21 protein-coding genes and 1 tRNA gene are annotated in these 23,453 nt (G+C 62.6%); 11 read left to right on the top strand and 11 right to left on the bottom strand.

From position 1 onward, the window contains the following. Window positions 1–60: 60 nt before the first annotated feature. Window positions 61–738, top strand: a complete 678-nt coding sequence (locus tag IEV83_RS18410; RefSeq protein ID WP_181760676.1) for a DUF2848 domain-containing protein — start codon at window positions 61–63, stop codon at window positions 736–738. Between the two features lie 21 nt (window positions 739–759). Then, window positions 760–2,052: an amidase gene (locus IEV83_RS18405; protein ID WP_181760675.1), complete on the top strand. Its 1,293-nt coding sequence runs from the start codon at window positions 760–762 to the stop codon at window positions 2,050–2,052. A 97-nt stretch (window positions 2,053–2,149) separates the two neighbouring features. Here the strand turns inward: IEV83_RS18405 and IEV83_RS18400 are convergent, their stop codons facing one another. Together IEV83_RS18400 and IEV83_RS18395 are read right to left on the bottom strand one after the other, a co-directional pair. Further along, complete coding sequence (locus IEV83_RS18400) at window positions 2,150–3,436, bottom strand: UDP-N-acetylglucosamine 1-carboxyvinyltransferase (RefSeq protein ID WP_181760674.1); 1,287 nt, start codon at window positions 3,434–3,436, stop codon at window positions 2,150–2,152. A 242-nt stretch (window positions 3,437–3,678) separates the two neighbouring features. Beyond that, window positions 3,679–5,373: a cyclic peptide export ABC transporter gene (locus IEV83_RS18395; protein WP_181760673.1), complete on the bottom strand. Its 1,695-nt coding sequence runs from the start codon at window positions 5,371–5,373 to the stop codon at window positions 3,679–3,681. A 383-nt stretch (window positions 5,374–5,756) separates the two neighbouring features. On the opposite strand from IEV83_RS18395, the gene IEV83_RS18390 reads away from it, so the two are divergent. Further along, a tRNA-Met gene (locus tag IEV83_RS18390) sits at window positions 5,757–5,833 on the top strand. Window positions 5,834–6,107: 274 nt separating this feature from the next. On the opposite strand, the gene IEV83_RS18385 is transcribed toward IEV83_RS18390, so the two are convergent. Then, window positions 6,108–6,587, bottom strand: coding sequence for a hypothetical protein (locus IEV83_RS18385; protein ID WP_181760672.1), 480 nt, complete (start codon window positions 6,585–6,587; stop codon window positions 6,108–6,110). 57 nt (window positions 6,588–6,644) lie between these two features. Continuing rightward, window positions 6,645–6,899, bottom strand: a complete 255-nt coding sequence (locus IEV83_RS20300; protein WP_244628243.1) for a GIY-YIG nuclease family protein — start codon at window positions 6,897–6,899, stop codon at window positions 6,645–6,647. A gap of 247 nt (window positions 6,900–7,146) precedes the next feature. On the opposite strand from IEV83_RS20300, the gene IEV83_RS18375 reads away from it, so the two are divergent. The 4 genes from IEV83_RS18375 (at window position 7,147) to IEV83_RS18360 (ending at window position 13,015) form a co-directional block, all read left to right on the top strand. Beyond that, window positions 7,147–7,506 carry a SpoIIAA family protein gene (locus tag IEV83_RS18375; RefSeq protein WP_181760670.1) on the top strand — a complete coding sequence of 120 codons (360 nt, stop codon included), beginning with the start codon at window positions 7,147–7,149 and terminating at the stop codon, window positions 7,504–7,506. A gap of 169 nt (window positions 7,507–7,675) precedes the next feature. After that, window positions 7,676–8,263 (top strand): ImuA family protein, encoded by a 588-nt coding sequence (locus tag IEV83_RS18370; protein ID WP_181760669.1) that lies wholly within the window; start codon window positions 7,676–7,678, stop codon window positions 8,261–8,263. Then, window positions 8,178–9,662 (top strand): Y-family DNA polymerase, encoded by a 1,485-nt coding sequence (locus tag IEV83_RS18365; protein WP_181760668.1) that lies wholly within the window; start codon window positions 8,178–8,180, stop codon window positions 9,660–9,662. Before IEV83_RS18370 ends, IEV83_RS18365 begins: the two co-directional genes overlap by 86 nt. Further along, complete coding sequence (locus IEV83_RS18360) at window positions 9,659–13,015, top strand: error-prone DNA polymerase (protein WP_244628242.1); 3,357 nt, start codon at window positions 9,659–9,661, stop codon at window positions 13,013–13,015. Before IEV83_RS18365 ends, IEV83_RS18360 begins: the two co-directional genes overlap by 4 nt. Window positions 13,016–13,053: 38 nt before the next feature. Here the strand turns inward: IEV83_RS18360 and bioB are convergent, their stop codons facing one another. The 3 genes from bioB to IEV83_RS18345 all read right to left on the bottom strand — a co-directional run bounded on the left by bioB (window position 13,054) and on the right by IEV83_RS18345 (window position 15,349). Next, window positions 13,054–14,043, bottom strand: a complete 990-nt coding sequence (gene bioB, locus IEV83_RS18355; RefSeq protein ID WP_181760667.1) for a biotin synthase BioB — start codon at window positions 14,041–14,043, stop codon at window positions 13,054–13,056. Beyond that, on the bottom strand, window positions 14,040–14,600 hold the full coding sequence (locus IEV83_RS18350; RefSeq protein ID WP_181760666.1) for a biotin transporter BioY: 561 nt from the start codon (window positions 14,598–14,600) through the stop codon (window positions 14,040–14,042). The genes bioB and IEV83_RS18350 overlap by 4 nt, the downstream gene beginning before the upstream one ends. 80 nt (window positions 14,601–14,680) lie before the next feature. After that, a complete protein-coding gene (locus IEV83_RS18345) occupies window positions 14,681–15,349 on the bottom strand; it encodes a GntR family transcriptional regulator (RefSeq protein WP_181760665.1) in 669 nt (222 codons plus the stop codon). A gap of 270 nt (window positions 15,350–15,619) precedes the next feature. Between IEV83_RS18345 and IEV83_RS18340 the strand changes: the two genes are divergently transcribed. Next, the gene (locus IEV83_RS18340) at window positions 15,620–16,075 is read left to right on the top strand and encodes a YaiI/YqxD family protein (protein ID WP_181760664.1); all 456 of its coding nucleotides are present in this window, start codon (window positions 15,620–15,622) and stop codon (window positions 16,073–16,075) included. Window positions 16,076–16,140: 65 nt separating this feature from the next. Here the strand turns inward: IEV83_RS18340 and IEV83_RS18335 are convergent, their stop codons facing one another. The 3 genes from IEV83_RS18335 to IEV83_RS18325 are packed head-to-tail and all read right to left on the bottom strand — an operon-like array spanning window position 16,141 to window position 20,220. Further along, on the bottom strand, window positions 16,141–16,929 hold the full coding sequence (locus IEV83_RS18335) for an N-acyl homoserine lactonase family protein (RefSeq protein ID WP_181760663.1): 789 nt from the start codon (window positions 16,927–16,929) through the stop codon (window positions 16,141–16,143). Next, window positions 16,926–18,809, bottom strand: coding sequence for an FAD/NAD(P)-binding protein (locus IEV83_RS18330; protein WP_181760662.1), 1,884 nt, complete (start codon window positions 18,807–18,809; stop codon window positions 16,926–16,928). Before IEV83_RS18330 ends, IEV83_RS18335 begins: the two co-directional genes overlap by 4 nt. Window position 18,810: 1 nt before the next feature. Then, the gene (locus IEV83_RS18325; RefSeq protein ID WP_188478629.1) at window positions 18,811–20,220 is read right to left on the bottom strand and encodes a KamA family radical SAM protein; all 1,410 of its coding nucleotides are present in this window, start codon (window positions 20,218–20,220) and stop codon (window positions 18,811–18,813) included. A gap of 220 nt (window positions 20,221–20,440) precedes the next feature. Here IEV83_RS18325 and IEV83_RS18320 point away from each other — a divergent pair, with 220 nt between their 5' ends. The 3 genes from IEV83_RS18320 to IEV83_RS18310 all read left to right on the top strand — a co-directional run bounded on the left by IEV83_RS18320 (window position 20,441) and on the right by IEV83_RS18310 (window position 22,245). Further along, window positions 20,441–20,821 (top strand): cupin domain-containing protein, encoded by a 381-nt coding sequence (locus IEV83_RS18320; RefSeq protein ID WP_181760660.1) that lies wholly within the window; start codon window positions 20,441–20,443, stop codon window positions 20,819–20,821. A 132-nt stretch (window positions 20,822–20,953) separates the two neighbouring features. After that, window positions 20,954–21,958 carry a methyltransferase domain-containing protein gene (locus IEV83_RS18315; RefSeq protein ID WP_181760659.1) on the top strand — a complete coding sequence of 335 codons (1,005 nt, stop codon included), beginning with the start codon at window positions 20,954–20,956 and terminating at the stop codon, window positions 21,956–21,958. Between the two features lie 20 nt (window positions 21,959–21,978). Then, on the top strand, window positions 21,979–22,245 hold the full coding sequence (locus IEV83_RS18310) for a hypothetical protein (protein WP_181760658.1): 267 nt from the start codon (window positions 21,979–21,981) through the stop codon (window positions 22,243–22,245). Here the strand turns inward: IEV83_RS18310 and IEV83_RS18305 are convergent. Beyond that, window positions 22,232–23,152, bottom strand: a complete 921-nt coding sequence (locus IEV83_RS18305; protein WP_181760657.1) for a LysR family transcriptional regulator — start codon at window positions 23,150–23,152, stop codon at window positions 22,232–22,234. The genes IEV83_RS18310 and IEV83_RS18305 overlap by 14 nt on opposite strands. Window positions 23,153–23,453: the final 301 nt, after the last annotated feature.

The following is a 23,453-nucleotide window of genomic DNA, read 5'->3' as shown; positions in this document are numbered from 1 at the left end:
TCCTGAAACTGGGAGAGGGGGCCGAGGGCACCTCTCCCTTTGTTCGTGACGAGGTTCGACATGGATTTTCTTTGCGATGACAAGCTGATCAGCTGCGACACCGGCAATGTGATCGTCGCCGGATGGACCGGCCGCGATCCGGCGGCGATCCAGCATCACATCGACGAGCTCGCCGCCCTTGGCGTTGCCCCTCCCTCGACCGTGCCGCTCTACTACCGGGTGTCCGCCGGGCTCTTGACGCGCGAGAAGGAAATTCAGGTGGTGGGCGGTGGCAGCTCCGGCGAAGTGGAGCCGCTGATCGTCATCGACGGCGGCGAGACCTATCTCGGCCTTGCCTCCGACCACACCGACCGCGACCTTGAAGTCTTCTCCGTCGCCCTGTCCAAGCAGGCCTGCGCCAAGCCGGTGGCCCGCGACCTGTGGCGCCTCTCGGAGGTGGCGGACCGCCTCGACGGGCTGGAGCTGCGCTCCTGGATCCGCGAGGAGGGCGCGTCGGACTGGACCCTTTATCAGGAAGGCACGCTGGCCTCGATCCGGCCGCTTGCGCAGTTGATCGAAGGTGCCGGGCTTGAGGCGATGGCCGCGTCGGGGCAGGCGGCGGCGATGCTGTGCGGCACGCTTGGCGCCATCGGCGGTGTGCGTCCGGCGGCAGCCTTCCGCATGGAGTTGACGGATCCGGTGCTGGGCCGCAGCATCGCGCACAGTTACGAGATCAGGTCGCTGCCGGTGGTGTCCTGAGGCGAAACCGGGAGTAAGACCATGAGTGCATGTGTCGAGAAGGCACGGGCGGCTATCGCTCGGGTCGAGGCATTGGGCGAGGCCGCCGGGCGGCTGTTCACCGAGTTCGATCCACAGCGGATTCTGGCCGACGCGGCCGAGGCTGACGCGCGGATCGCGGCCTCCGCCACCGCATTGCCGCTGGCCGGCTTGCTGGTGTCGGTGAAGGATCTTTACGACGAGAAGGGCGCGCGCACGACCGCCGCCTCGAAGCTTCTGCGCGAGCGGTCGCCGGCGGCGGCGGATTGCCCGGTTGTGGCGCGGATCAAGGCTGCCGGGGCGGTTCCCTTCGGCCGCACGACCATGAGCGAATTCGCCTATTCCGGCGTGGGGCTCAACCCGCACTACGGCACGCCGGGCAATGTCTTCGATGCCGACCGGATCCCCGGCGGCTCGACCTCTGGCGGCGGTGTCAGCGTCGCGCTGGGGCTGTGCGATCTGGCGCTTGGCACGGACACCGGCGGGTCGGTGCGCATCCCTTCCGCGATCAACGGGCTTTACGGGTTCAAGCCGAGCCAGGGCAAGGTGCCGCTTGAGGGCGTTCACTCGCTCGCCGCCTCGTTCGACACGGCCGGGCCGCTGGCGCGGGACTTCGCCACCATGCTCGCCGCTTACAAGGTGATGAGCGAGGACGGGGACGCTTCGGCCGCGCCGGCCACCGGGCGCTTGCGCCTTGCCGTGCCGGAGAATGCCTTCACCACCGATCTCGACGATTGGGCGCGAGCGCATTTCGATGCGGTGACCCACCGGCTTGCCGCCGCCGGTCATGAGCTGGTGCCGGTCGACCTTGGCTTCCTGCAGGCGGCGATCGGGCTCAACCGCATCCTTGTTTCGGTGGAGGCGCACCGGATCTATGGTGCGCATTTGCAAGAGCTTGAGACCGTCGGCGATCCGCGCGTGCTCGCCCGCATCCGCTTTTCCGAGACCGTCGGCGAGGATGAGGTGCAGGCCGCCTATCAGGCCCGCCGCGAGGTGGTCGCCCGGTTCGCCGAGGCGCTTGCCGGTTTCGATGCCATGATCGCGCCGACGCTGCAGCGCCGGGCGCCGACGATTGCCGAGACGGAAGCGAATTTCGACCAGCTCAACGCGGCGATGCTGCGCAACACCTCGTTGCTCAATCTCGCCGATGCCTGCGCCCTGTCGATGCCGACGCGGGACGGGGCGGCGCCAGCGACCGGCGAAAATGTCGGGGCGTTGATGGTCGGGGCGGTCAATGGCCGGGATGCGGCGCTTCTGGCGGTCGCGGCGCGGCTCGACGCGGATCTCGCCCGGTAATAGCGGCCTGCGTGAAGACTGCCGGGTATCAAGACATGGGACGGCGGGCGGTAGCGCGCCGTCCCATTTTGGTTTTCGACCTCAGGCCCGGCGCATCTCAGGCCCAGCGAACCTGCGCGCCAAGCTCGGTGAGCTTTTCCACGAAGCGCGGATGGGCGCGGCGGATCGGATCGGCGTTGCGGATGGTCGACTGGCCGTCCGCCTGGATCGCGGCGAGGAACAGGCCGAGCACCACACGGATGATGTAGGGGGCCTCCACCTCCGCCGGGCGCAGCGAGTTGCCGCCGAAGACGATCAGCCGGTGCGGGTCGGACAGGTGCACCCGGGCGCCGAATTTCAGCAGCTCCGAACTCCAGCCGAGCGCGCCCTCATAGATCTTGTTCCAGAACATGATCTCGCTGTTGCAGCCGACGGCCACGCCAATGGCCTGGGGCAAGAGGTCGGCGGGAAAATAGGGCCAGGGCGCGGCCTCGATCTTCGGCAGCATCTCCCGGGTGTAGGGGCGGGCGATTTCCCGGGTCCAGCCGGTGACCGTGATCGAATGGGCGGTGGTCTCGAACTGCAGGCCGAGCTTGGCGAACTGTCGCAGGATCAGCGTCATATGTGTGGTGACGTCGGTGTTGACGGTGAGCCGTCCGCCGGTGACCCCGCCGATGGCCAGAAACGTCGCCACCTCATGATGATCGTCCGGGACGCGGGCGCGGGTGCCGGAAAGCCGGTCGACGCCGGTGATCTCCAGCCGCGAGGTGCCCAGACCCTCGATCCGCGCGCCCATGGCCAGCAGCATTTCGCACAGCGCCTGCACATGCGGCTCGGAGGCGGCGTTCATCAGGGTCGAGGTGCCCGACGCGGTGGCCGCCATCATGGCGAAGGTCTCGGTCGCGGTCACCGAGGCGTAGTCGGCCCAGATCTCCTGGCCGGTGATCTCCGTCTCCAGCCGGATGTCATAGGGCTGATTGTTGACGATGCGGCTGCCGAACTGCTCCAAAATCTCCAGATGCGGGTCGATCTCACGCAAACCCAGCGCGCAGCCCTTGGCGTCGGTGTCAAAGCGCAGCGCGCCGGTCCGCACCATCACCGGAGCAAGCAGCAGCACGGCAGAGCGAATGCCGAGCGGCAGGTCGGCGCGGGCATCGCGAAAGGCGGTGAAGTCATGCTGGATCGTCAGCGTCGCGCCGTCGTCGGCGCGGGTCACGGAAGATCCCATCCGCTCGAAATAGGCGAGGATCTTGTCCACGTCGCTGATCTCGGGGACGTTCTCCAGCGTCACCGCTTCATCCGTCAGCAGTGTCGCGCACAGCATCGGGAGTACGGCATTCTTGTTTCCGGACGGCGTGACGGTTCCGGCAATCGGCTGTCCGCCGTCGACAATCAGATCGGCCATGCAGCTGGGCCTCCAGGTGGCAGGGGCAAAAAAGCTTGAACGCTTCCTAATCGACAATCCGGCAAACGGCAAACACCGGTTGCCCTGGCGTGGGGTTTCGCACCGGATCGCAGGGCGCGGGCGCGCCACGGCCGGCTCCTGACAGGTGTTGATGGCGCCGCGATGGCAGGATGGGGCGCGCTTCGCGGAAAATTGCTGGCATCCCGGCAGCACGCAGGCGGCCGCGGATGTCGCGGGGTGTCTCAGCCTGCCTGGCGTTCGGCTCGTTTCTGCCGGGTGTCGGAGACGATGCGTCCGGCCTCCATGCGGATCAGCCGGTCGCATTTGTCGAAACAGTGTTCGTCATGGGTGACGGCGATCACCAGATGGCCGTCGCGGGCCATCTGCGGCACCAGCACATCATAGAACAGCGCCCGCCGCACCGGGTCCTGGTCGGCGGCGAACTCGTCGAGGACGATGATCGGACGCTTTTCGGCAAGGGCGACGGAAAGCGCGAGCCGGCGCCGTTGTCCGGTGGACAGGGCGAGGGTGGAGAACTTGCCATCGTCAATGCCAACCCGGTGATCGATGTCGAGGTCGGCGAGATGTGCGGGCAGGGCGTCGCATTCCGCCTCGGTCAGGCCATAGAGCCGGTTAAACAGGTGGAACTCGCTGAACACGGCGCTGAAGAGGCTGCGATAGGCCGGGGCGTCGGCTTCCGCCACCGGGGTGCCGTCAAGCAGGATCGCGCCGCCATCGGGATGGCGCAGGCCGGTCAGAACGGACAAAAGCGTCGACTTGCCCGCGCCGTTGCCGCCGCAGATGAACACCACTTCGCCGGGGGTGAGGGTGAGGTCGAGCGGCCCGACCGTGAAGCTCTCGTCGCCGCCGGCCGCTGTGGTGCTGGACAGCACCGTCGTCACGCCCTTCAGCTCGATGGAGCGGAAGGCGGTGCGGTCGGCAACAGGCCCGCTGGCCCGGGTTTCCGCATCATTTGCAAGATCGCGTTCGAGCTGGTCGATCAGATACTTGGAGACGGCGGCGCGGGAGAAGGACGACAGATTGCCGAGCACCGTTTCGATCGGGCCATAGGTCAGGAGCACGATGGTGAGGATCTGCAGCACCGTCGAGGTTTCCGTGCCGGCGAACAGTGGCAGGCCGACGACAATCATGCACAAAAGGCCCATCATCGCCCCTTGAGCGATCACCTGGCCCAGGCTGTAGTAACGTTCGGCGACCAGCTTCAGCGACCGTTCGCGGGTGGCGACGTCGTCGATGTCCGATTGCAGCGCTGCCTTGCGCGCCTGCCGCAGCCGCAGCTCCTTGTAGCCGCGCAGCACATCGTTGACCCGGTCGAAGAAGACCCATTCGGTGCGTGAGGCCCGTTCCGCGCTCGCCTGGGCCGGGGCCTGGGCGACCAGATAGCCGATGCCGCCAATGCCTACGGCGGCGAGAGTGGCAAGGCCGCTCGGCCAGGACAGGTAAAAGAGATAGGGGATGCAGAAGGCGATCAGCAGTGCCGCCTCGAGGGACTCGATGAAATTCACCGAGGCATGGGAGATCTCGTTCACCTCCTGGGTGACGATAGAGTAGACCTTGCCATGGTCGTTGCGGGCGAGGAAACCGGCGCGGGCGTTCAGCAGTTTGCGGGAGAGCTGCATCCTCAGGCGCCGGCGGGTGGTTTCCACCAGACGGAAGCTGGCGACCCGTGCCAGATGGGAAAAGGTAAGGGTGGCGGCAATGCAGCCGGCAAGCAGCGCCACATTGCCAAGGGCGAGCGAGGCGCCGGCGGCGATGGTGTTGATGGCGTAGATCATGCCGGAGCGGGTGAAGCTGGCGAGCACCGCGAAGGCCAGCACCGGCGAACGCAACAGGTTGCCTTCGCGGATCAGAAAGCCGAACAGCACGAACATGTTGCCGGTTGCCGATCGGTTGCCCGTGGTCTCGCTCGTGGTCATCCTGTCCGCGGCCCTTTTGTCCGTGCTTGCACCCCGGCTGCGGCGCCCCCTGGCCGCGAGCGCCTCGCAATCCGTTCGTTCCGCTGTCAGCCGGCTACCGACCGGAAACCCGCCTGTTCGTACGGCAGAGGCCGGAATGGGGCAAGTGGCAATGCATTTGCCGCACTTGCGGTAGCCCGGGAGGGGCGGCCGGGCGGCGGGAACGGGAAGGGGGCGGAGCGCCGGTGCGGCTGTCTGGCAGGCGTCGGTTTGCCCCTTTGCACAAGGGGCTGGGGAGAAATCCACCGCTAGAAGCAAAACTGGAGAGGAGGTGTCTTGACATCGTCGCGCCGGCCCGACTATATGCGGCCATTCTTCGCGCCGCACTGCCGCGCGACAAGGATGGCGGAGTAGCTCAGTTGGTTAGAGCAGCGGAATCATAATCCGCGTGTCGGGGGTTCGAGTCCCTCCTCCGCTACCAAATTTTCCAAATAAATTCATATATTTACATAAAAAACCTCATTTAGAGGTCTACCTAAATTCGCCGCCGAGATAATTTGTACCGACCTTGTACCGACATTTTGAATCCTTGAGCGCTCGGCGCGACGAATCCTTAAAGGACGAGCAGCACCTACGACGCACCCCTTCGAATCCTTAAGCATACGTGCCGAAGTCAATTTCGAGTTTGAGACCGCCATCTCGGTCGCTTTGGTAATTTGGATGCATTCGAGGAAGGAGAAAGACAACCGATCTGGCTACTCTATATCGCTGATAATATATCGGCGTACGAGCGGCGTATTCTCTCTCAAACGACACTGGATCCGGAAACTGCTGATTGGACGGTATCCGAGCAAAGGTCCGTCAGTTTTCTCCGAGGTTTGAATGTCTGCTTGAAACTCAACCATCTCCCCAGCGGTGAGGTGGGATGAATAGGTAAAATCGAGTTTTCCTTCTGAAACAGAAGCACCGCATTTCAGATCTTTGACAAGGCAATTTTTCAATACAGTTATTTTTGATCCCGCAATAATTATTTCCTGCTTAACAATATAAACTGCATGCATCCTTCTATTTACAATATAAAACCTTACATGGTCTATTGTCTTATCCGGGTGCTTTGTCCATGAACTCGGCATTTTCTCGATAATCGACCACTGCCCAATATATGTATACCAGAAGGCGAAAAGCGCTATCAAAGCAGTAGCCAATGTGAAAATTGCATTAATAATTTCAGTCATTTAGATCGCCTTTAAGCCAAAAATTTGAATGACAAAAACATTTCATTCTATGTTTCATCAAAGCTTTTCCGGAAAATTTCCCTGCGTTTCTTCAAGTAATTGATTTCGTCGTGCCAAGGTCTTATGCCACTCTTGGGCCTCACGGTCCTTGAAAAAACCCGCTCCGGGGCCCAGACGGGAAACGGCATCCTCGACCTCGTCCAATGAAACCCGGAAGAACTCCTTCCGATTGTTCGTCATGTTGACCCGTCGTTCCGCGAACTCCCGATGAAGGGCAGATTCCAATGCGGGTGCTTCGTCGCTGTAGATCATGGCATGGGCATCGAAGGAGAAAGGTGTCCGATCCGGAAGATCGCAATCTGTTCTGGTTCGCCGAGACAGCCGAGGAAATCTGGGACGATATTCAGCACTGGTATCGGCGCGCGGGAAAACCGTTTCCGGCCTAGATGCTTGATCGGGCACCAAGCCCGCTCCGCACGCCCTTCCTCGGGAGGCTTTGCCATTTCCCATGCCATGTCAGCCTCATTTATGAGTTCAGACCCTAAGCGGAGGAAGCGAGATGATCGAGGTCATGAAGGAGAGTGAGGGCGCTTTGCTTGGGGTGCATGTTTCGGGTCTCTTGCACGAGGCGGACTACCGGATGTTCTTGCCCACCCTCGAAGAGCGGTTTCGCGACTACGGGAAACTGCGCGTGCTGTTTTATGCCGACGAGAGCTTCGAAGGCTGGGACCTGCGCGCCGCGTGGGAGGACATGTCGCTTGGCTTGAAGCATGCGTCGGACTTCGAGCGGATGGCGGTCGTTGGGGCGCCCGAATGGGTGAACTGGTGCATGAAGCTCAGCGCCTTTCTGATGAAAGGCGAAATCAAGATCTTTGCACGAGACGAACTCGACGACGCCTGGGCCTGGGTCAAGGGTTAGAGCCGCCCGGTTCCTTCGCTTGGGATACGGCTTGCGCCCGGAGGCTTTCCTTGGGGCGCGCGTGATTGAGGCGGTTTTCCGCCCTGCGTCCTCACCCGGAACCCGTCACCCGCGCATTGGCACTCTGCATGGGTTTGAAAAGCGCATCCTTCGCTGGCATTCTAGGCGCATGTCCGAAAACAGCATTCCAGCTTTCCCCTTGCGCAAGGCGCGGGTCCATGAAGTCTGCGGTCCGGCGGCCCTGACTTTCGCCGCGATTGCCGCCGCCTCGGCAGGAGACCAGGCCTTGTGGGTGCGCAGGGCCAGGCTCGGGGGAACGGTATACCCCCTTGGTCTTGCGTCTTTTCTCGACCCCTCGCACCTTCTTCTTGCCCGGGCGGATACGCAAGCGGACGGCCTCGCCGTTGCCGAAGAGGCGCTCAGGAGCGGCGCGCTGTCCTTTGTGGTGATTGACATCACCCAACCACTGGACCTGCGCGAAGGGCGGCGGTTGCAACTGGCGGCCAAGACGGGGCAGACGACGGGGCTTTGCATCATTCCCGAAGGCATGGGGTCGAACGCGGCGGAGACGCGCTGGCACGCCGCCCCGGTTCTGGATCTGGAACGAGAGGACTCGACTCTTATGCGCTGGGAAATTATCAAGAACAAAACAGGAACATTTGGAGCCTGGGATGTTCGATGGGATCCGGAAACGCGTTGTCTCCATGTGGTTCCCCCGGTTGGCAAGCGACCGGGCTCTGAGGGTGCGCCCGGTTGACGGCCCTTTTGCACTCACGCTCAACACCAACAATGCGAACCGCATCTATTGCCTGAACGCGAAAGCCGAACGCCAGGGGCTTTCCTGCGGCATGCCCTATTCCGATGCCCGCATCTTTTGTCCCGAGCTGCAAAGCGCCCCCGCCGATCCAGCGCTCGATGCACGCTTCCTCCATGCCCTGCGCCGATGGGCCTTGCGCTACTGCCCTTGGGTCGGGATCGAGGGGCGGGACGGTCTGGTGCTCGATATCACTGGCTCTGCGCATCTCTTCTCCGGCGAGGAGCCGATGCTCGCCGACATGCGTCAGCGGCTCAGACGGGCGGGGCTGTCCGTTCGCCTCGGACTGGCCGATACCCGGGCGGCGGCCTGGGCGCTCGCCCATCACGGCGAGGGGAGCGCTGTCAGCGAGCCGGGCAATCCGCTTGCCGTGCTTGGCAGCTTGCCAGTCGCCGCCTTGCGATTGGACACGGGGACGGAGACCGCGCTCCAGCGTCTCGGTTTGCGCACCATCGAAATGCTTGAGGCCGCAAATCGCGCCTCACTCGCACGCCGCTTCGGTCCTGCTCTCTTGCGCCGCCTCGATCAGGCCATGGGGCGGCAACCAGAGCAGATTTCTGCCTTGATCGAGCCTCCCCACTATGGGCTGCGCATGACGTTCCCCGAGCCGATCGGTCTGGTTGCCGACGTCATGGAAGCGACCGCCCGGCTGCTCGACCGGCTTTGCTCCAGACTGGCCGAGAACGCAGCGGGGGCACGCATCCTCTCACTGACCCTTTATCGTGTCGACCGGGCGGCGCAGACGGTCGAACTGCGCCTGGCCCGTCCTTTGCGCGACGCCCCGCGCATTCTCCCCTTGTTCGAACGCGAGGTCGGGGATGTCGATGCCGGTTTCGGCATTGATCTGATCCGACTTGAGGCGGTCGAGGTTGCCGCCCTGCCTTCCGAACAGATCAGTGCCATTGCCACTGAGCGAACGACGCGGCTCGATGACCTCATCAACCGCATCGGCACCAGGATCGGGATCGAGAACGTTCAGCGCTTTCTTCCCGCCGACAGCCATATCCCGGAACGGGCCTTCTCCCTCTCGCCGGCGTTTGCCAATGACCCGAAAGGCGGGTGGGCCAGTCCGCGTCCGCGCCCGATTCACCTGTTCGCTCCCGAGCCGATCACTGGTTCGGGCAGTTATCCCCCGGACCGTTTCCGCTGGCGGCGCATGTCCTTCACCACCGCCCATGCCACCGGACCGGAACGGATCGCGCCGGAATGGTGGCTTGAGGACGACAACTGGCGCACCGGTCTGCGCGACTACTGGAAGGTCAGCACGCGGCAGGGCCGCCGGCTCTGGCTCTTTCATACACCGCAGCATCCCGGCTGGTTCGTGCAGGGAGAATTCCCGTGACCCTGCATTTTTGTCCGGATGCCGAAGGTTCGCCAATCGGCCCGCGTTGTTATGCCGAGCTGTGCGTGACCTCGAACTTCACCTTTCTCGCTGGTGCGTCCCATCCGGAGGAATTGGTGCTACGCGCCGCGGAGCTCGGGCTTGAGGCGATTGCCATTACCGACCGCAACACACTGGCAGGCGTGGTCAGAGCCTACTCCGCCTTGAAAACGCTGCGTGAAGAGGTGAGCGCTGCCCTGCACATCCGCTCCCAGGATCAGGTGGACCATAGCTCGCGCCAAAGCAGCAACCCAAGGCGCGAATTGCCCCGCCCGGCAATCGTCAAGCTTCCGAAGCTTATCGTTGGCGCCCGCCTCGTGCTGCGCGATTGCCCGATCGACTGGCTCGCCCTGCCGACCGATCGTCCGGCCTATCACCGTCTCGCCCGCCTTCTCACCGTTGGCAAGCAACGCACGGAGAAGGGAGATTGTCATCTCTGCCTGGCCGATCTGGAGGAGGGCTGCCAGGGGATGATCCTCATCGCGCTGCCGCCGCGCGGGTCCCTCTGCCCGCAGGCGCCCATACAAACGCTGTCGCGGCGCTTTCCCGGGAATGTCTTCCTCGGTGCGGCGCCCCGTTATGACGGTTCGGATCAGCCATGGTTCAACGTCTGTGCGGCTCTTGCATTGCGAACATCGGCGCCCATGGTGGCGGTGGGGGATGTGCTCATGCATCATGGAGGGCGGCGGCAACTCGCCGATGTGCTGACATGCATGCGGGAGAATGTCACCATCGACCGGATCGGCACCCGTGCGTTGCCCAATGCGGAGCGCCGCCTCAAGGGCGCCTCCGACATGGCGCGGCTTTATCGCAACCACCCGGCAGCCTTGCGCCGCACGCTTGAGATCGCCGTGCGCTGCAGTTTCGATCTCTCCGAGCTCAGCTACGAATATCCCGATGAAGTATCGCAAGGTGAAGCGCCTCAGGCCCGGCTCGACCGGCTTGCGCGCGCTGGGGTCGAGCGCCGGTATCCCAATGGCGCCCCGGAGCGGGTTCACACGCTGCTGGAAAAGGAGCTTCGCCTCGTCGAGGAGCTTGGTTACGCAGCTTATTTCCTGACCGTGCGCGACATCGTACAGGAGGCGCGATCCCGAGGCATTCTTTGCCAGGGGCGTGGGTCTGCCGCCAATTCCATCCTGTGTTACCTGCTTGAGATCACCGACGTATCACCGGATATGATCGGTATGGTTGTCGAGCGTTTCATCTCCCGCCATCGCAAGGAGCCGCCCGATATCGACGTGGATTTCGAGCATGAGCGCCGCGAGGAAGTGATTCAATGGATCTATGAGAAATACGGCCGCGATCGCGCGGGGCTGTGCGCCACTGTGATCCATTTCCGGACCCGTGCCGCGATCCGCGAGGTGGGGAAGGTGATGGGCCTCAGTCAAGACGTGACCGCCAACCTCTCGGGTCAGATCTGGGGGCTTTCGAACAAGGGCGCCGATCTGGATCATGCGCGCCAGCTGGGCCTCGATCTGCAAAACCGGCGCCTTGCCCAGACCTTGCGTCTTATCAGCGAGATCATCGGCTTTCCCCGTCACCTCAGCCAGCATGTGGGCGGGTTCGTCATCACCCGCGGCCGGCTCGATGAACTCTGCCCCATCGAGAACGCGGCGATGGAAGGGCGCACGGTCATCGAATGGGACAAGGACGACATCGATACGCTCGGCATTCTGAAGGTCGATATCCTGTCGCTGGGAATGCTCACCTGTTTGCGCAAGAGCTTCGAGCTTCTGGCGCAGCATGAGAAGAAACAGCTCACGCTGGCCACAGTCCCGCAGGAGGACAAGCCGACATATGACATGCTGTGCCGCGCCGATGCCGTGGGCGTGTTTCAGGTCGAAAGCCGGGCGCAGATGAACTTCCTCCCCCGGATGAAGCCGAGGACCTTCTATGATCTGGTCATTGAGGTCGCCATCGTTCGTCCCGGTCCCATCCAGGGCGGCATGGTCAAACCCTATATCCGGCGACGGCAGGGGCTGGAAAAACCGGAACCTTTCGGCCCCGCACTGGCCGAAGTCACCTACAAGACGCTCGGCGTGCCGCTGTTCCAGGAGCAGGCGATGCAGATCGCCGTGGTCGGGGCGGGCTATTCTCCCGAGGAGGCCGACCAGCTCCGCCGTTCGCTCGCCTCCTTCCGCCGTATGGGTACGATCGAGCGACACCATGTGCGCTTTGTGAACGGGATGATGAAAAATGGCTATTCGCGCGAAACGGCGGAGGCCTGCTTCTCCCAGATCGAGGGCTTTGCCGATTACGGCTTTCCCGAAAGCCACGCAGCGGCTTTCGCCATGCTCACCTATGTGTCCTCATGGCTCAAGTGCCACTACCCCGCGATCTTCGCCTGCGCGCTTTTGAACTCCCAGCCGATGGGCTTTTATGCGCCCGCGCAGATCGTGCGCGATGTGCGCGATCACGGGGTGGAGGTGCGGCCCATTTGCGTGAATGGCAGCGCCTGGGATAACACGCTCGAACGCCGGGCAGATGGAACCTGGGCCCTGCGTCTTGGCTTTCGCCAGATCAAGGGCTTCCGCAAGGAGGACGCAGACTGGATCGTGGCGGCACGCGGCAATGGGTATCCCGACCCTGAAAGCGTCTGGCTCAGGGCAGGCATCCTTCCGTCCGTGCTGGAACGGCTCGCAGAGGCGGATGCCTTTATCGGAATGGGCCTCACCCGCCGCGATGCGCTTTGGCAGGTGCGCGCCATCCGCGCGCCGAAACCCCTGCCGCTCTTCTCCGATCCCCTTGATGGCGAAGGCATCCGGGAGCCGGAGATATGCCTGCCGCCCATGCATCTCGGCGAGGAAGTGGTCGAGGATTATGTTGCCATGCGGCTGACGCTGCGCACGCATCCGATGGAGCTGCTGCGTCCTTCGATTCCGGGCCTGACGCCCCATGGCCAGTTGATTGAGGCGCCCCTCAGACGCACCAGCGTTTGCGGCCTGGTCATTACCCGCCAGCGCCCCGGAACGGCTTCCGGCGTCATCTTCCTGACGCTTGAGGACGAAACCGGGGTTGCCAATATCGTCGTCTGGCCGAAGGTCTATGAACGCTTTCGCCGCGCCGTCATGGGAGGCCGCCTCTTGCGGGTCACCGGACGGCTCGAACGTGAGGGTATCGTCGTGCACCTCATCGCCGATCATATCGAGGACCTGTCCCACCGCCTTGCGGATCTGGGCCATCCTCTCGACGATGCCATCGGGATCACCCAGCCGCAGGCCGATGAGGCCCCCCGCCCGCGACGGCATCGCCCAACCGCCCGCCACCCGCGCGAACAGGCCAAGAGGCTCTTCCCGAGCCGTGACTTCCATTGACGGAGGCGGCCGAGAGCACGCGCCAGCAGCTTGTCGGCCTACTCCGCAGCGATGGGTGGGGCATGTGGCACGGCGGGGGCGATGCGCAGTCCGAGCCGGGTCAGCAGGTTGGCGTCGCGGTTCGGCGCCGGGTTGTCGGTGGTCAGGAGCTGGTCGCCGACGAAGATCGAATTTGCCCCGGCAAGAAAGCAGAGCGCCTGTAGTTCGTCGCTCATTTCAAGCCGTCCGGCCGAGAGGCGCACCACGGAAGCCGGCATCAGGATACGGGCCAAGGCAATGGCTCGGACCAGCGAAAAGGGCTCCACGGGACGCGCCCGGGACTGGACGGGGACGCCGTCGATCTCGGTCCACAGGTTCACCGGAACGCTCTGGGGGTGGGTGGGCAGGGTGGCCAGCGTCACCAGCAGGGCGATGCGGTCGTCCTCCGCTTCCCCCATGCCGAGGATGCCGCCGCAACAGACCTTGATGCCTCCCGCGCGCGCATGCTCCAGCGTGTCGAGCCGGTCTTCCATGGTCCGGGTGCTGGCGATTTCGGAATAATAGGCAGGAGAGGTGTCAATGTTGTGATTGTAGAAGTCGAGGCCGGCGGCCTTGAGCCGCGCGACCTGGTCCGGGGTCAGCATCCCCAGCGTCATGCAGGTCTCCAGCCCCAGGTCGGCGACGCCCTTCACCATGTCGCAGAGCGCGTCCATGTCCCGGTCCTTGGGGCTGCGCCAGGCAGCACCCATGCAAAAGCGCTGGGCGCCCGCCGCCTTTGCCCGTTTCGCGGCGGCAAGGACGGTGTCGGCATCCAGCAATTTGGTTGCCTTGACGCCGGTCGCGTGATGGGCGGATTGCGAGCAATAGCCGCAATCCTCCGGGCAGCCGCCGGTCTTGATGCTGAGCAGACTGGCCGTCTCGATCGCGGTCGGATCGAAATGGGCGCGGTGGACGGCCTGGGCACGGGCCATCAGGGTGGGGAGCGGCAGGGCGTGTATTGCCCGCGCCTCCTCAAGGGTCCAGTCGGTCCGGATGACGGCCTCGGTCATTGCGCGACCCCCGTCCACCGGCGGGCGCCCGAAAGCAGCAGGCAGGCCAGCGCGATCTTGACGAGGTCGCCGAGAACGAAGGGAGTGAAGCCGGCAGCAAGAAGATCGCGGGCGGGAACGAAGTTGGCCAGCCAGGCAAGACCGGCGGCATAGACAACGGCAAGGCCCGCCAGCATGGCCAATGTCTGGCCGACCCACTTGCGCCTGTGGGCAAGGGCGCCGATCAGACCCGCGGCAAGCCAATACCCCAGTAGGTAGCCACCGGTCGGGCCAACCATGTAGGCCAATCCGATGCCGCGCTCCGGGGAGCCGGAGAAGACCGGCAGGCCCAGGGCGCCGGCCCCGAGATAGGCAGTCATGGCGGCGAGGCCGAGGCGTGGGCCCAGGGCGGCTGCTGTGAGAAAAACGGCCAATGTGTGCAGGGTCATGGGTACGGGCCAGAACGGAATCTGGATCTTGGCACCCAGCGTGATCAGGGCTGCGCCGCAGAGCGTGAGTGCCAGTCCGCGCCAGAGCGGGGTGGCAGTGACGGCGGCACCGTGAGCCAGTGAAGGCATGGCGTTTCCTTTCGCTGATAGAGAGCTTCCCTCCATGATTGCGAAACGGAAATCCGACCATCAAGGCAGATTATAGATAATTATCCAAAAAACTCATAAGTCTCTCGTTCTTCAGCATTTCTTTTTGCGGGTTTGCGTTTCCCGAGCCAGCTCACGTGGCGGGCGAGTGTTGCGCAGGCCAGGTCGGTCTGTCCTCGTCGCAGGGCCTGAAGGATGGCGCGATGGTCGTGGTCGGTGCGCGTTTCCCAGTCCTGTTGCCAGGCGGCGAACAGAAAGCGGGCGCTCGCCGTCTGCAGGTCGTCAATGGTCTTCAGCAGGCGCGGCATCTGGCAGGGGGTGAGGATCAGCCTGTGAAAGCGGCGGTTGGCGTCTTCCCAGTCCTGCACGGTGTCGGCGCGATCGCCGCGGCGTGTAACCTCTTCGGCTTCCTGCAGGATTGCGCGCGTCATATTGGGGGCGGCGTGGCGCAGGGCCAGTGCTTCCAGGCTTGCGCGCATTTCCGCGACCTCCCGCAGTTCGGCCACGTCGAATTCGGTGACCCGGACGCCGCGCCGGGGCAGGCATTCCGCCAGCCCCTGGGCTTCAAGCTGCCGGAAGGCTTCGCGCACCGGGACGTGGCTTGCGCCGAATTCGGTGGCGATGTGGTCCTGCCGAAGGCGGGCGCCAGGGGGGATGGAGCCGGAAATGATCCGCTCGCCAAGAATGCGCGCAATGCGTGCAGCCTGGGTTTCTTCTGTGCAAGATTTCATGAATTATAGATAATTTCTTGGTGCGCTTCTGTCGACCGTTGCCTTTGGGGCTGTGGATGGTCGTGGAGGCGGTTCAGGCCCGTAGGGGATGGCTGGAGCGGCGTTGCGGGGACGATGCCGAGTCCGGAACGGGCGGCCGAGGGCAAGCTTGCGACGACGCTCAGTTAATCAGTCGCCCAAATCGTTTTTTTCAAACGCGCAGCTCGCCATGTATAAGGCCGGTTGCGTCCGTCGTCCGACGAGCTGCGGCCAACAGGGGAATTTCGAGACTTGACCACACTCTATGTCGATGCCGATGCCTGTCCGGTGAAAGCCGAGGTGGAGCGTGTGGCGACCCGGTTGGATGTCCCGGTGGTGCTGGTGTGCAATGGCGGAATACGGCCGTCACGCAATCCGCTCATCTCGCTGCGGATCGTCGCCGAGGGACCGGATGTGGCCGACAAATGGATTGCCGAGCATTGCGGGCCGGGCGATGTGGTGGTCACCGCGGACATCCCGCTTGCCGACCGGTGCCTGAAGGCCGGCGCGCTGGTGGTGCAGCATGATGGTCAGATCCTGAGCCTTGCCAATATCGGCGGCCGGCTCGCAACCCGGGATCTGATGCAGGATATCCGGGCGGCGGACCCGTTTCATCAGGGCGGCGGCCGGGGCTTTTCGAACGCCGACCGCTCCCGGTTCCTGCAGGCATTGGACAGGCTCGTCCGGCAGGCCCGGAAACAGCGGTAAGAGGGCAGCGAAAAGGGCTGACGCGCCCGGGCACTCCCCGGACCCTCCCCAAATCTGACCGCATTTCAGGTGGGTCGGTGCAGAGCGACCACGTTGCCGCTGCGGCCTGCCGGCTGATGTTTCTGCAAGACCGACGGCTCGTGCCCGGCGACGATCCTGGCGCCGTCCTCCGCCTTGCGGGCGAGAAGGGCGCAGGCATCGAGAGAGGCCGGTTGCTCGTGGATGATCGGAAAGGGATTGCGCTGTTGCCAGTTGCGATCAAGGTGGCTGGCGTCGCTCGCCAGCACGACGGGTCCGGTCAAGGTGGGAACCTCGATGATCATCTGGCCGGGACTGTGTCCGCCAACACGGGTGAGGCCCAATCCCTTGAACTCAAGCTGATCCTGTTTAATCAGCCGCAGCTTGCCTGAGAAAAGCCGGTCGAGAAGCACCGTCATGTCGTTGCGGTCATAATAGCGGCTCGCGGCGGCGTCGGCCATCGCCAGACCGGTGGCCCAGGCCCATTCGCGCGCGTGAACATGTAACTGTGCCCGGGGAAAGAGGTTCAGGTTGCCGACGTGATCGTAGTGAAGATGGCTGAGGACGATATCGTCGATCTGATCCGGCGAGACACCGATCTCATCGAGCAGGCCGGTCACCGGCAGGATCGTTTCCTTTCCTCGTGCGTGTCCCTGTTCCGGTGAAAAGCCGCAGTCCACCAGCACGCAGGAGGAAGCCGACCTTGCCAGCCAGAAGTAGTAGGAGAACGGCTGGCACTCCTCTTCCGAAGTTCGGACCTGTGGGAAGACGCCGGTTTCCTCTATCGGAAGGTCGGGCTGGCGCCCATAACGCAGCGCAAAGAGATCGTAGGTCATGGCGTCATCTGTACAAGGGGTGCAGGTCTGGCCGGACGGTATGCGGCCAGGTCGGCGAACATCTGCGAAACGCAGGTGTTGGCCGCCGCGTATTGCGGCGAGGCGAGGCCGGCCCGGGGGATCGCGTGGGTGTAGAACGTGGCGCCTTCGGTCGGATAGCCCATGATCCAGATGTTGCGGGTGGGGCTGCCATTGCGGCCGACCGGCTGGAAGTCCGGGGTGACATCATAGCCGCCAGGGCGAAAGCTGCCGTTTTGCAAGGGGCGCACCAGCCCGTTCCGCAGGAGCGCGGCGGTAAGAGGATTGGCGTCGGTCTCCGGAATGAATGGGTCGAGGCGGGCGATGATGAGGACATCGGCTTCAACGCGGCTGGGGCTTCGGACAAAGTCCGTCTCGATGACATAGCGCCAGTGGGTCTTGTCGAGCTTGACCTTGTTGGCCGGGCCGGCGGCCAGATCGACCACGCCTGCGTGAAACAAGGCCAGGAGCTGGTGATTTCGAAACAGTGGCGGGCCGAAGGAGATCCGGTTCATGGTGGGCACCAGTTCCTGCCGGAACCAGCGTTCGGAGTCCGGTGTGAGCCCCCGATATTCCACGGCGGCGCAGATCGCCGCCCGGCAATCGCGAATGACGTCGGTCGCGGATTTGATCGATGATCCGAGATTGCCTTTTTCCGCTTCCGTCAGATCATCCCGCACATGGTGGAGGAAGGCATTTCGGAACTCGTCCAGCGAGCCGAACACATGCCCGCCGAACGGCTCGAACTCGCGCTGAAGCGCCGCCATTTCCTCGGCCGTGGGGGCGAAGTCGCGCGTCTCGATCGGCCGGCCAAGCTGCGTTTGCCGATAGGCAAAGGCCATTTCGCGCCAAAGCAGCGGCAGGATCTCGGTTTCGAAGTCGAGCTGGCGATTGCCCGTTCGTGCCAGTTTCTCCGCGCGAATGGCCTCGACGGCCTGAGGGGTGAAGAAACGGGCCCGGTGGCGACCGGTCAGGCCTTTCTGGTTGATCCCCCGCGCTGCGAACGGCAGCCCTTTGCGCGAGAACAGGGTGATGGACGGTTCCGACCCCGACGGCCGGTACACCACCTTGCCGCCCTGGTTCTCATACCGGCCGCCCCGGCCTTCGGTAAGCTCGGCGATGGCGTCCCATGCGGTCAGCCCGAGACCCTGGATTGCCACGCGGGCGTCTGGCGAGATCCGTTCCAACCGGGTCGTGGGATAGCACTGCGGCAGGAACATAAGGTCGGGATTATGGCGCGCGCCTGCGTCGGCGAAGGAGTCCAACACTTGCGCAAAAGGCGAGGGTTGGTTGGTGGAGTGACCGGTGGAGATGAACACATAATCTGCCGTCAGCGATCCGCCGTTGGAGAGCTGCACGGTGAACCGGGCATCGCCATCCTGTTCCACATCGAGCGCCATGGCGTGATAGGGCCGTATCGTGACCCTGGCTGGAAACGATGCGCAAAGCCGGCGGAACGCCCAGGCCAGATACTGACCGAGCAGGGACCGGGGGAGGTAGTCGAGCTCGGAGACCAGCCTGAGCGGCGCCCCATCGAGACTTTGATCGAACTGTCCGGACATGTTCTCGATGCCGGCCAGTCGCGCCCATTCGGTGAAGGAGGGGCCGGTGAGCCAGTTCGCTGCTTCCTCGCCGGCCGGGGCGGGATAGAACGCGGTGAGCTGAGACGCCAGGGTATTGGTGTAGAGGTGGTAGGGCTGGTTGGGGTCATGGCAGCCGCTGCCATGGGTGTTCGGATCGACGATGGCGATAACGAACTGCACATCGGGATCGTCGAACTCGAGAATATGCCGGCGCAAGGCATTGAGCGTTACCAAGGCTCTCGGGCCGCCGCCAATGAGGCAGATGTTGACCGGGTCCATCTTACGCTGCCCCCTTTTTCGAGCCGAACGGGAACGTGTCGACGGGGTCGAACGGCTCCAGTTGATCGATCCAGGTCGCCTCTTGCGAATATTTCGCCAGGAACGGGTCGTGGACGGTGTCCGGATTTCGGGACTGCAACATGGTCAGCGCCAGGGCTTTCTGCCCGTTCACGGTCATCGGACCGAGGATTTGCACCTTGCCGGCGCTGGTGCTCATCACCGGCCCGCGGGCCGTGCGCGCCAGCCCGCTGACGGATGAAATCGCGCCCTTGTAGATGCGGTGCGCTTCGGCAAGCGTGACGCCGAAATACTGAGTGGCTCCGGTGTCGCGTTCCACGAACATGTAATACGGCTGAATGCCGAGCTCGACCTGCCGGCTCCAGAGCCGCCGCCAGGTGTCCGCATTGTCGTTGACCCGCCGGATCAGCGGCGCCTGGGACCGGATGGTGACGCCGGCCTGCCTGAGCCTGGCAATCGCGGCTTGCACCGGTTCCGGCTCGATCTCCCGCCAATGGTTGATATGAGCCATGAAGGCGATGTGCTTGCCACCGTCGGCCAGTCTCTTGAACAGGTCGAGCAGCGCGTCCGCGTCAGGGTCGGTCAGGAAGCGATAGGGCCAATAGGTGAGCGACTTGCTGCCGATGCGGATGGTCGAAACATGCGCAAGCGACGGATCGAGAAGGGGATCGAGCAGGGCCGCCAGTCGCCGCGCGTTCATGACCATCGGATCTCCGCCGGTCAGCAGGAGGTCGGAGATGTGTGGATTGCCGCGCAGATACGCCAGCAGGCGCGCATTGTCCTTGGATTCGAATTTCGGCGCGCTTGTTTCGATGAACTGCGGCCATCTGAAACAAAACGCACAATAGGCGTGGCAGGTTTGTCCCTGTTTCGGGAAGTAGAGGACCGTTTCGCGATACTTGTGCTGAATGCCCTCGATCTGCATCCCATCGAGGATGGGAATGTTGCTCGTCTGGTCGGCGGGGTGCGGGTTCATTGTGTCCCGGATCTCGACCAAGCGGGCGGCGGCGTCTTCGGCAGCAAGCGCGCCCGTTTCCAGCGCCGTCAAGGCGTGGTCCGCTTCTTCGGTGAGCATGTCCTGATGCGGGAAGACAAGCCGGTAGATCGGGTCGTCGGGCGCGGCATCCCAATCGATCAGGTTCTCCAGGACATAGGAATTGACCTTCAGCGGAAAGATCTTCGATGCCCGCAGCAGGCCGCTGCGCGTGCGGTCGTCCAGCAAATCCAGTTGGGGAATGAGATGTATCCGCCGATTGTCATAGGACATGAAGCGGGGACTCGCCGGCTTGGCAATGTGAAGGCCCGCTTTTTCCGGAACTGCGAAATCTTCGAAATTTCTATTATTTATATTATTTTCTTCTTTTTCAGACACAGGCTTGATGGTCAGAGACATGTCTGCACCCGATTTTGAAATTAACAAGGAAATACATGGATATAATCTATTGATATGGTTTCGTTTCTATAATTTCGAATTTTGTTCGAGGATTTGAAATCAAGAGTTGCGGTTTGGAGGTGAACTATCATGGCGGGCGCTGACCTCCGCACTGGTGCGGCATGTCATTTTTGGTTGTGCCCGATTGACCTTCGCTGACCTTTATTTGGGAGAATTTTGCATGTCTCTTGCTCAATCGAATGATCTGCCGGCAACCGAGCCTGTCTATGTGCAGGGTGGTATCAAGCGCACACTCCTGCAGGAGGTGCCGCTGTCGGACGAGTTCATGCTCAATGTCAGCATCATCGAGGTGCCGGCCGGTACGCACGCGTCTCCGCATACCCATCCCGGCATCGAGACCGGCTACGTTCTCGATGGGGAGTTCGACCTCGCCGTCGAGGGGCGTCCGGATCAGCGCGTGAAGGTCGGCGGCTCCTATGCGGTGCCGGTCGATGCGGTTCACTTCGCAAAGGTGCGTGGCGACAAGACGCTGAAGGTCCTCTGTTTCTTCGCGGTCAACAAGAGCGAGCCCCTGGCCACCGTCGACGAAAAATCGGCTTGAGGCTCTCTGCAAGGGGCGTGGCCACGAGTCGTATCGTGGTCGCATCCTCGCTTCGGTGGCGGTGTCGGAGGCATCTGCGGTGCTGCCGGCGCTCGCGCCAAATTCTTGAAATGCAATAAGGGTCTTGCTGCGATGCTGAACGAGGCTGTCACCACCACCCGGACTGAGGACTACGTCGATCATCGCTCGTTCTCCGAGTATCTCGATGAGATTTCGGAAAGGCATCGCGACCTCCACGATCTTCTGGATCTCGAAAACCTGACCGATGACCGGATCCTGCCCTATGTCGCGGAAATGAATGCGGCATCATGGGTCTTTGAAGGCAATGACCGTGGCGGCCGGGGGCCGGCCTGGAGCGGCGTGCAAAAGAACGCGGACAATCGCAGTGTCGGCATGACATCGCTGCTCAAGTGTTTCTCGCCGCACTACGATGAGATTCCCGGGCGGGATTACAAGATTCTCGATGTTCTCGGCGGCAGCGGGGCGGTGGCGCATTTTGCCTCCACGCTCGGGCCGGACACGCCGACCGTGTTCACCGCCGATTTGTCCAACCATATGATGACCATTTGCCGGGCAAGGCATCTTCCTTATGTGCGGCAGTCAGCGGGCCGGAGCCTGTTTCGCGACAACGTCCTTGATGGCGTCTTGATCGCCTACGGCAGTCAGTTGCTTCCCAATGACGTGCGGCGAGCTGCGGTTTGCGAAGCCTGGCGGACGCTCAAGCCAAATGGCCGTCTGGTCTTCCATGCCTTCGAGGTCGGTAGTGGGATCGCCCGTTTCTTCGACGAGGTCATCCACCCCTATTCACGCACCGGCCATCCGCATGCGCATTACACGCGCGCTGAAATCCTGGATCTGTTCACGTCTGCCGGTTTCCGCGATCTGCGCTTCTTCGAGATTTCCGATCCCTTCACACTGCGCGGCGGGTCCCCGGAGGAGGCGAGAACACATGCGATCCTGCATCTCTTCAAGTCCTACGACCTGATCAAGCTCGTGACCGACGAGGGTGAGATCGAAGAGGTGCTTGGACCTCTCGCCGAGCGGATTCTGGGGCCCATATCGGTGGCGCGTGAGTGGGACGATCATGTCGCGACGGTTCCGCGGACGGCCCTGGTGGCGGTCGGGATCAAGGCCTGAGCCGTATCTGAGATACTGCCATGGCCAAGCCGGAGGAGCACGGCATGCTTCGAGCTATCCTGCATGGGGCTTTCGCCTCATGCCTGACAGGCTGGCGAAAACTCGGCGACGCATGTGCCAGTGAGGATGCCTTTTCCGAAGAGCATCTTCGGGCGCTGCATCTGGGCTGCACTCCGGAAATCGGCGGCAACTCTTGCGATGGTTCCCGGGAGCGCGAAGACAGCCTCGCGTCAGATGCGAAGAAGCCCGCTAGCGCGAAGTCGGGTCTGGACCCTAAGGCTCCTTGAAGGACAAAATGGCCTCGGCTTTCAGGAAGGAGAGGATTTGTTTCTCCTCCCTGTTCAGGCTTCTACCTTGCGGGCGGGTGCACCAGATAAAGGCGGGCTTTTTCTGCTGGCGATTGCCGAATGGGGACAGGACTTGCGTATCCAGGGCCTCACGGGCCACGGAAAGCCGGGTAATTGCGACCCCCAGCCCCTGGCACGCCGCTTCCAGCGCCGCATTTTCATCGGCAATGAAGATTTTCGAGGTTTTCTGGGATTGCAGGCTTGGAATGAGCTGAAACCAATCGTCCCAATCCGTCATGTCCGGATGCGTGCAGATGAGAGGGATCTCCGACTCCGGCCCGACTGCCAGCCGGTTTGGATTGGAAACCGGCAGGATCTCATCTGGCAGAAAGACCTCACTGTTCTCGGATGTGGATTCGAGTGAGAACAATATATGAGAACACCTTTCTTCGGATGCGTCGTGGGTAAAGAGCCTCACGGATTCCAGTCGGTTCTTGTTCAGGAATGCCCTTATTCTCGGAATTATCCATCTGAACATGAATATGGAGCTGGAGTAAATCTTGATGGATCCGCTCTTGTTATGCTGCGTGATGTAGTCGGTTGCCTCAAGGATGCCGCTGAGAGAGGAGGAGATGGATCTGTAGAAGAAATACCCCTCCTCTGTCAGTCTCAAACTCCTGTTTATGTTCTCGAAGAGTTCGACATGGAGATATTCGCTTATCAGTCTGTTGTGGCGGCTGATTGAACTGACCGTCGTGTTGATCTCTTCGGCGGCCAGCGTCATGCTTCCCAGGCGGGCTGTTGCTTCAAAGGCTCTGAGATGGCCAAGGATTGGCGCGATGTTGCCGAAATTATTCTTCTTGTAGCTGGCTTCTACTGCTTCAACGCGGTTTCTCTGCTGTTCCATGGTGTGTCACGCACCTGACGTTCTGGTAGCCATTGATATGGCTTTGCCCCTCGATTCACGTATAGGTTGTGTTCTTATTGTGTCGCATTCCTATGATTGATTCCTTAGGGGCAAAAAGATGGCTTGGATACCCGCCGGTTTTTGGGAGGGGGAGCTGCGGCGACCGGTCGATGACTGCGGGCCGTCTCGCAGCCTGGGTCCGGGGTTGGGGCGGTCGCGGGGGCGTCGACGTCCCGCTTTCAGGGGATCGCTGTCGGGCGATCACGCCGTAGGCAGTAGCCATTGCCGGGCAGAGGGGCGT

Source organism: Stappia taiwanensis (assembly GCF_014635285.1).
In the GTDB taxonomy this organism is placed as follows: domain Bacteria; phylum Pseudomonadota; class Alphaproteobacteria; order Rhizobiales; family Stappiaceae; genus Stappia; species Stappia taiwanensis.
This window is presented reverse-complemented; position numbering and strand designations above follow the sequence as displayed.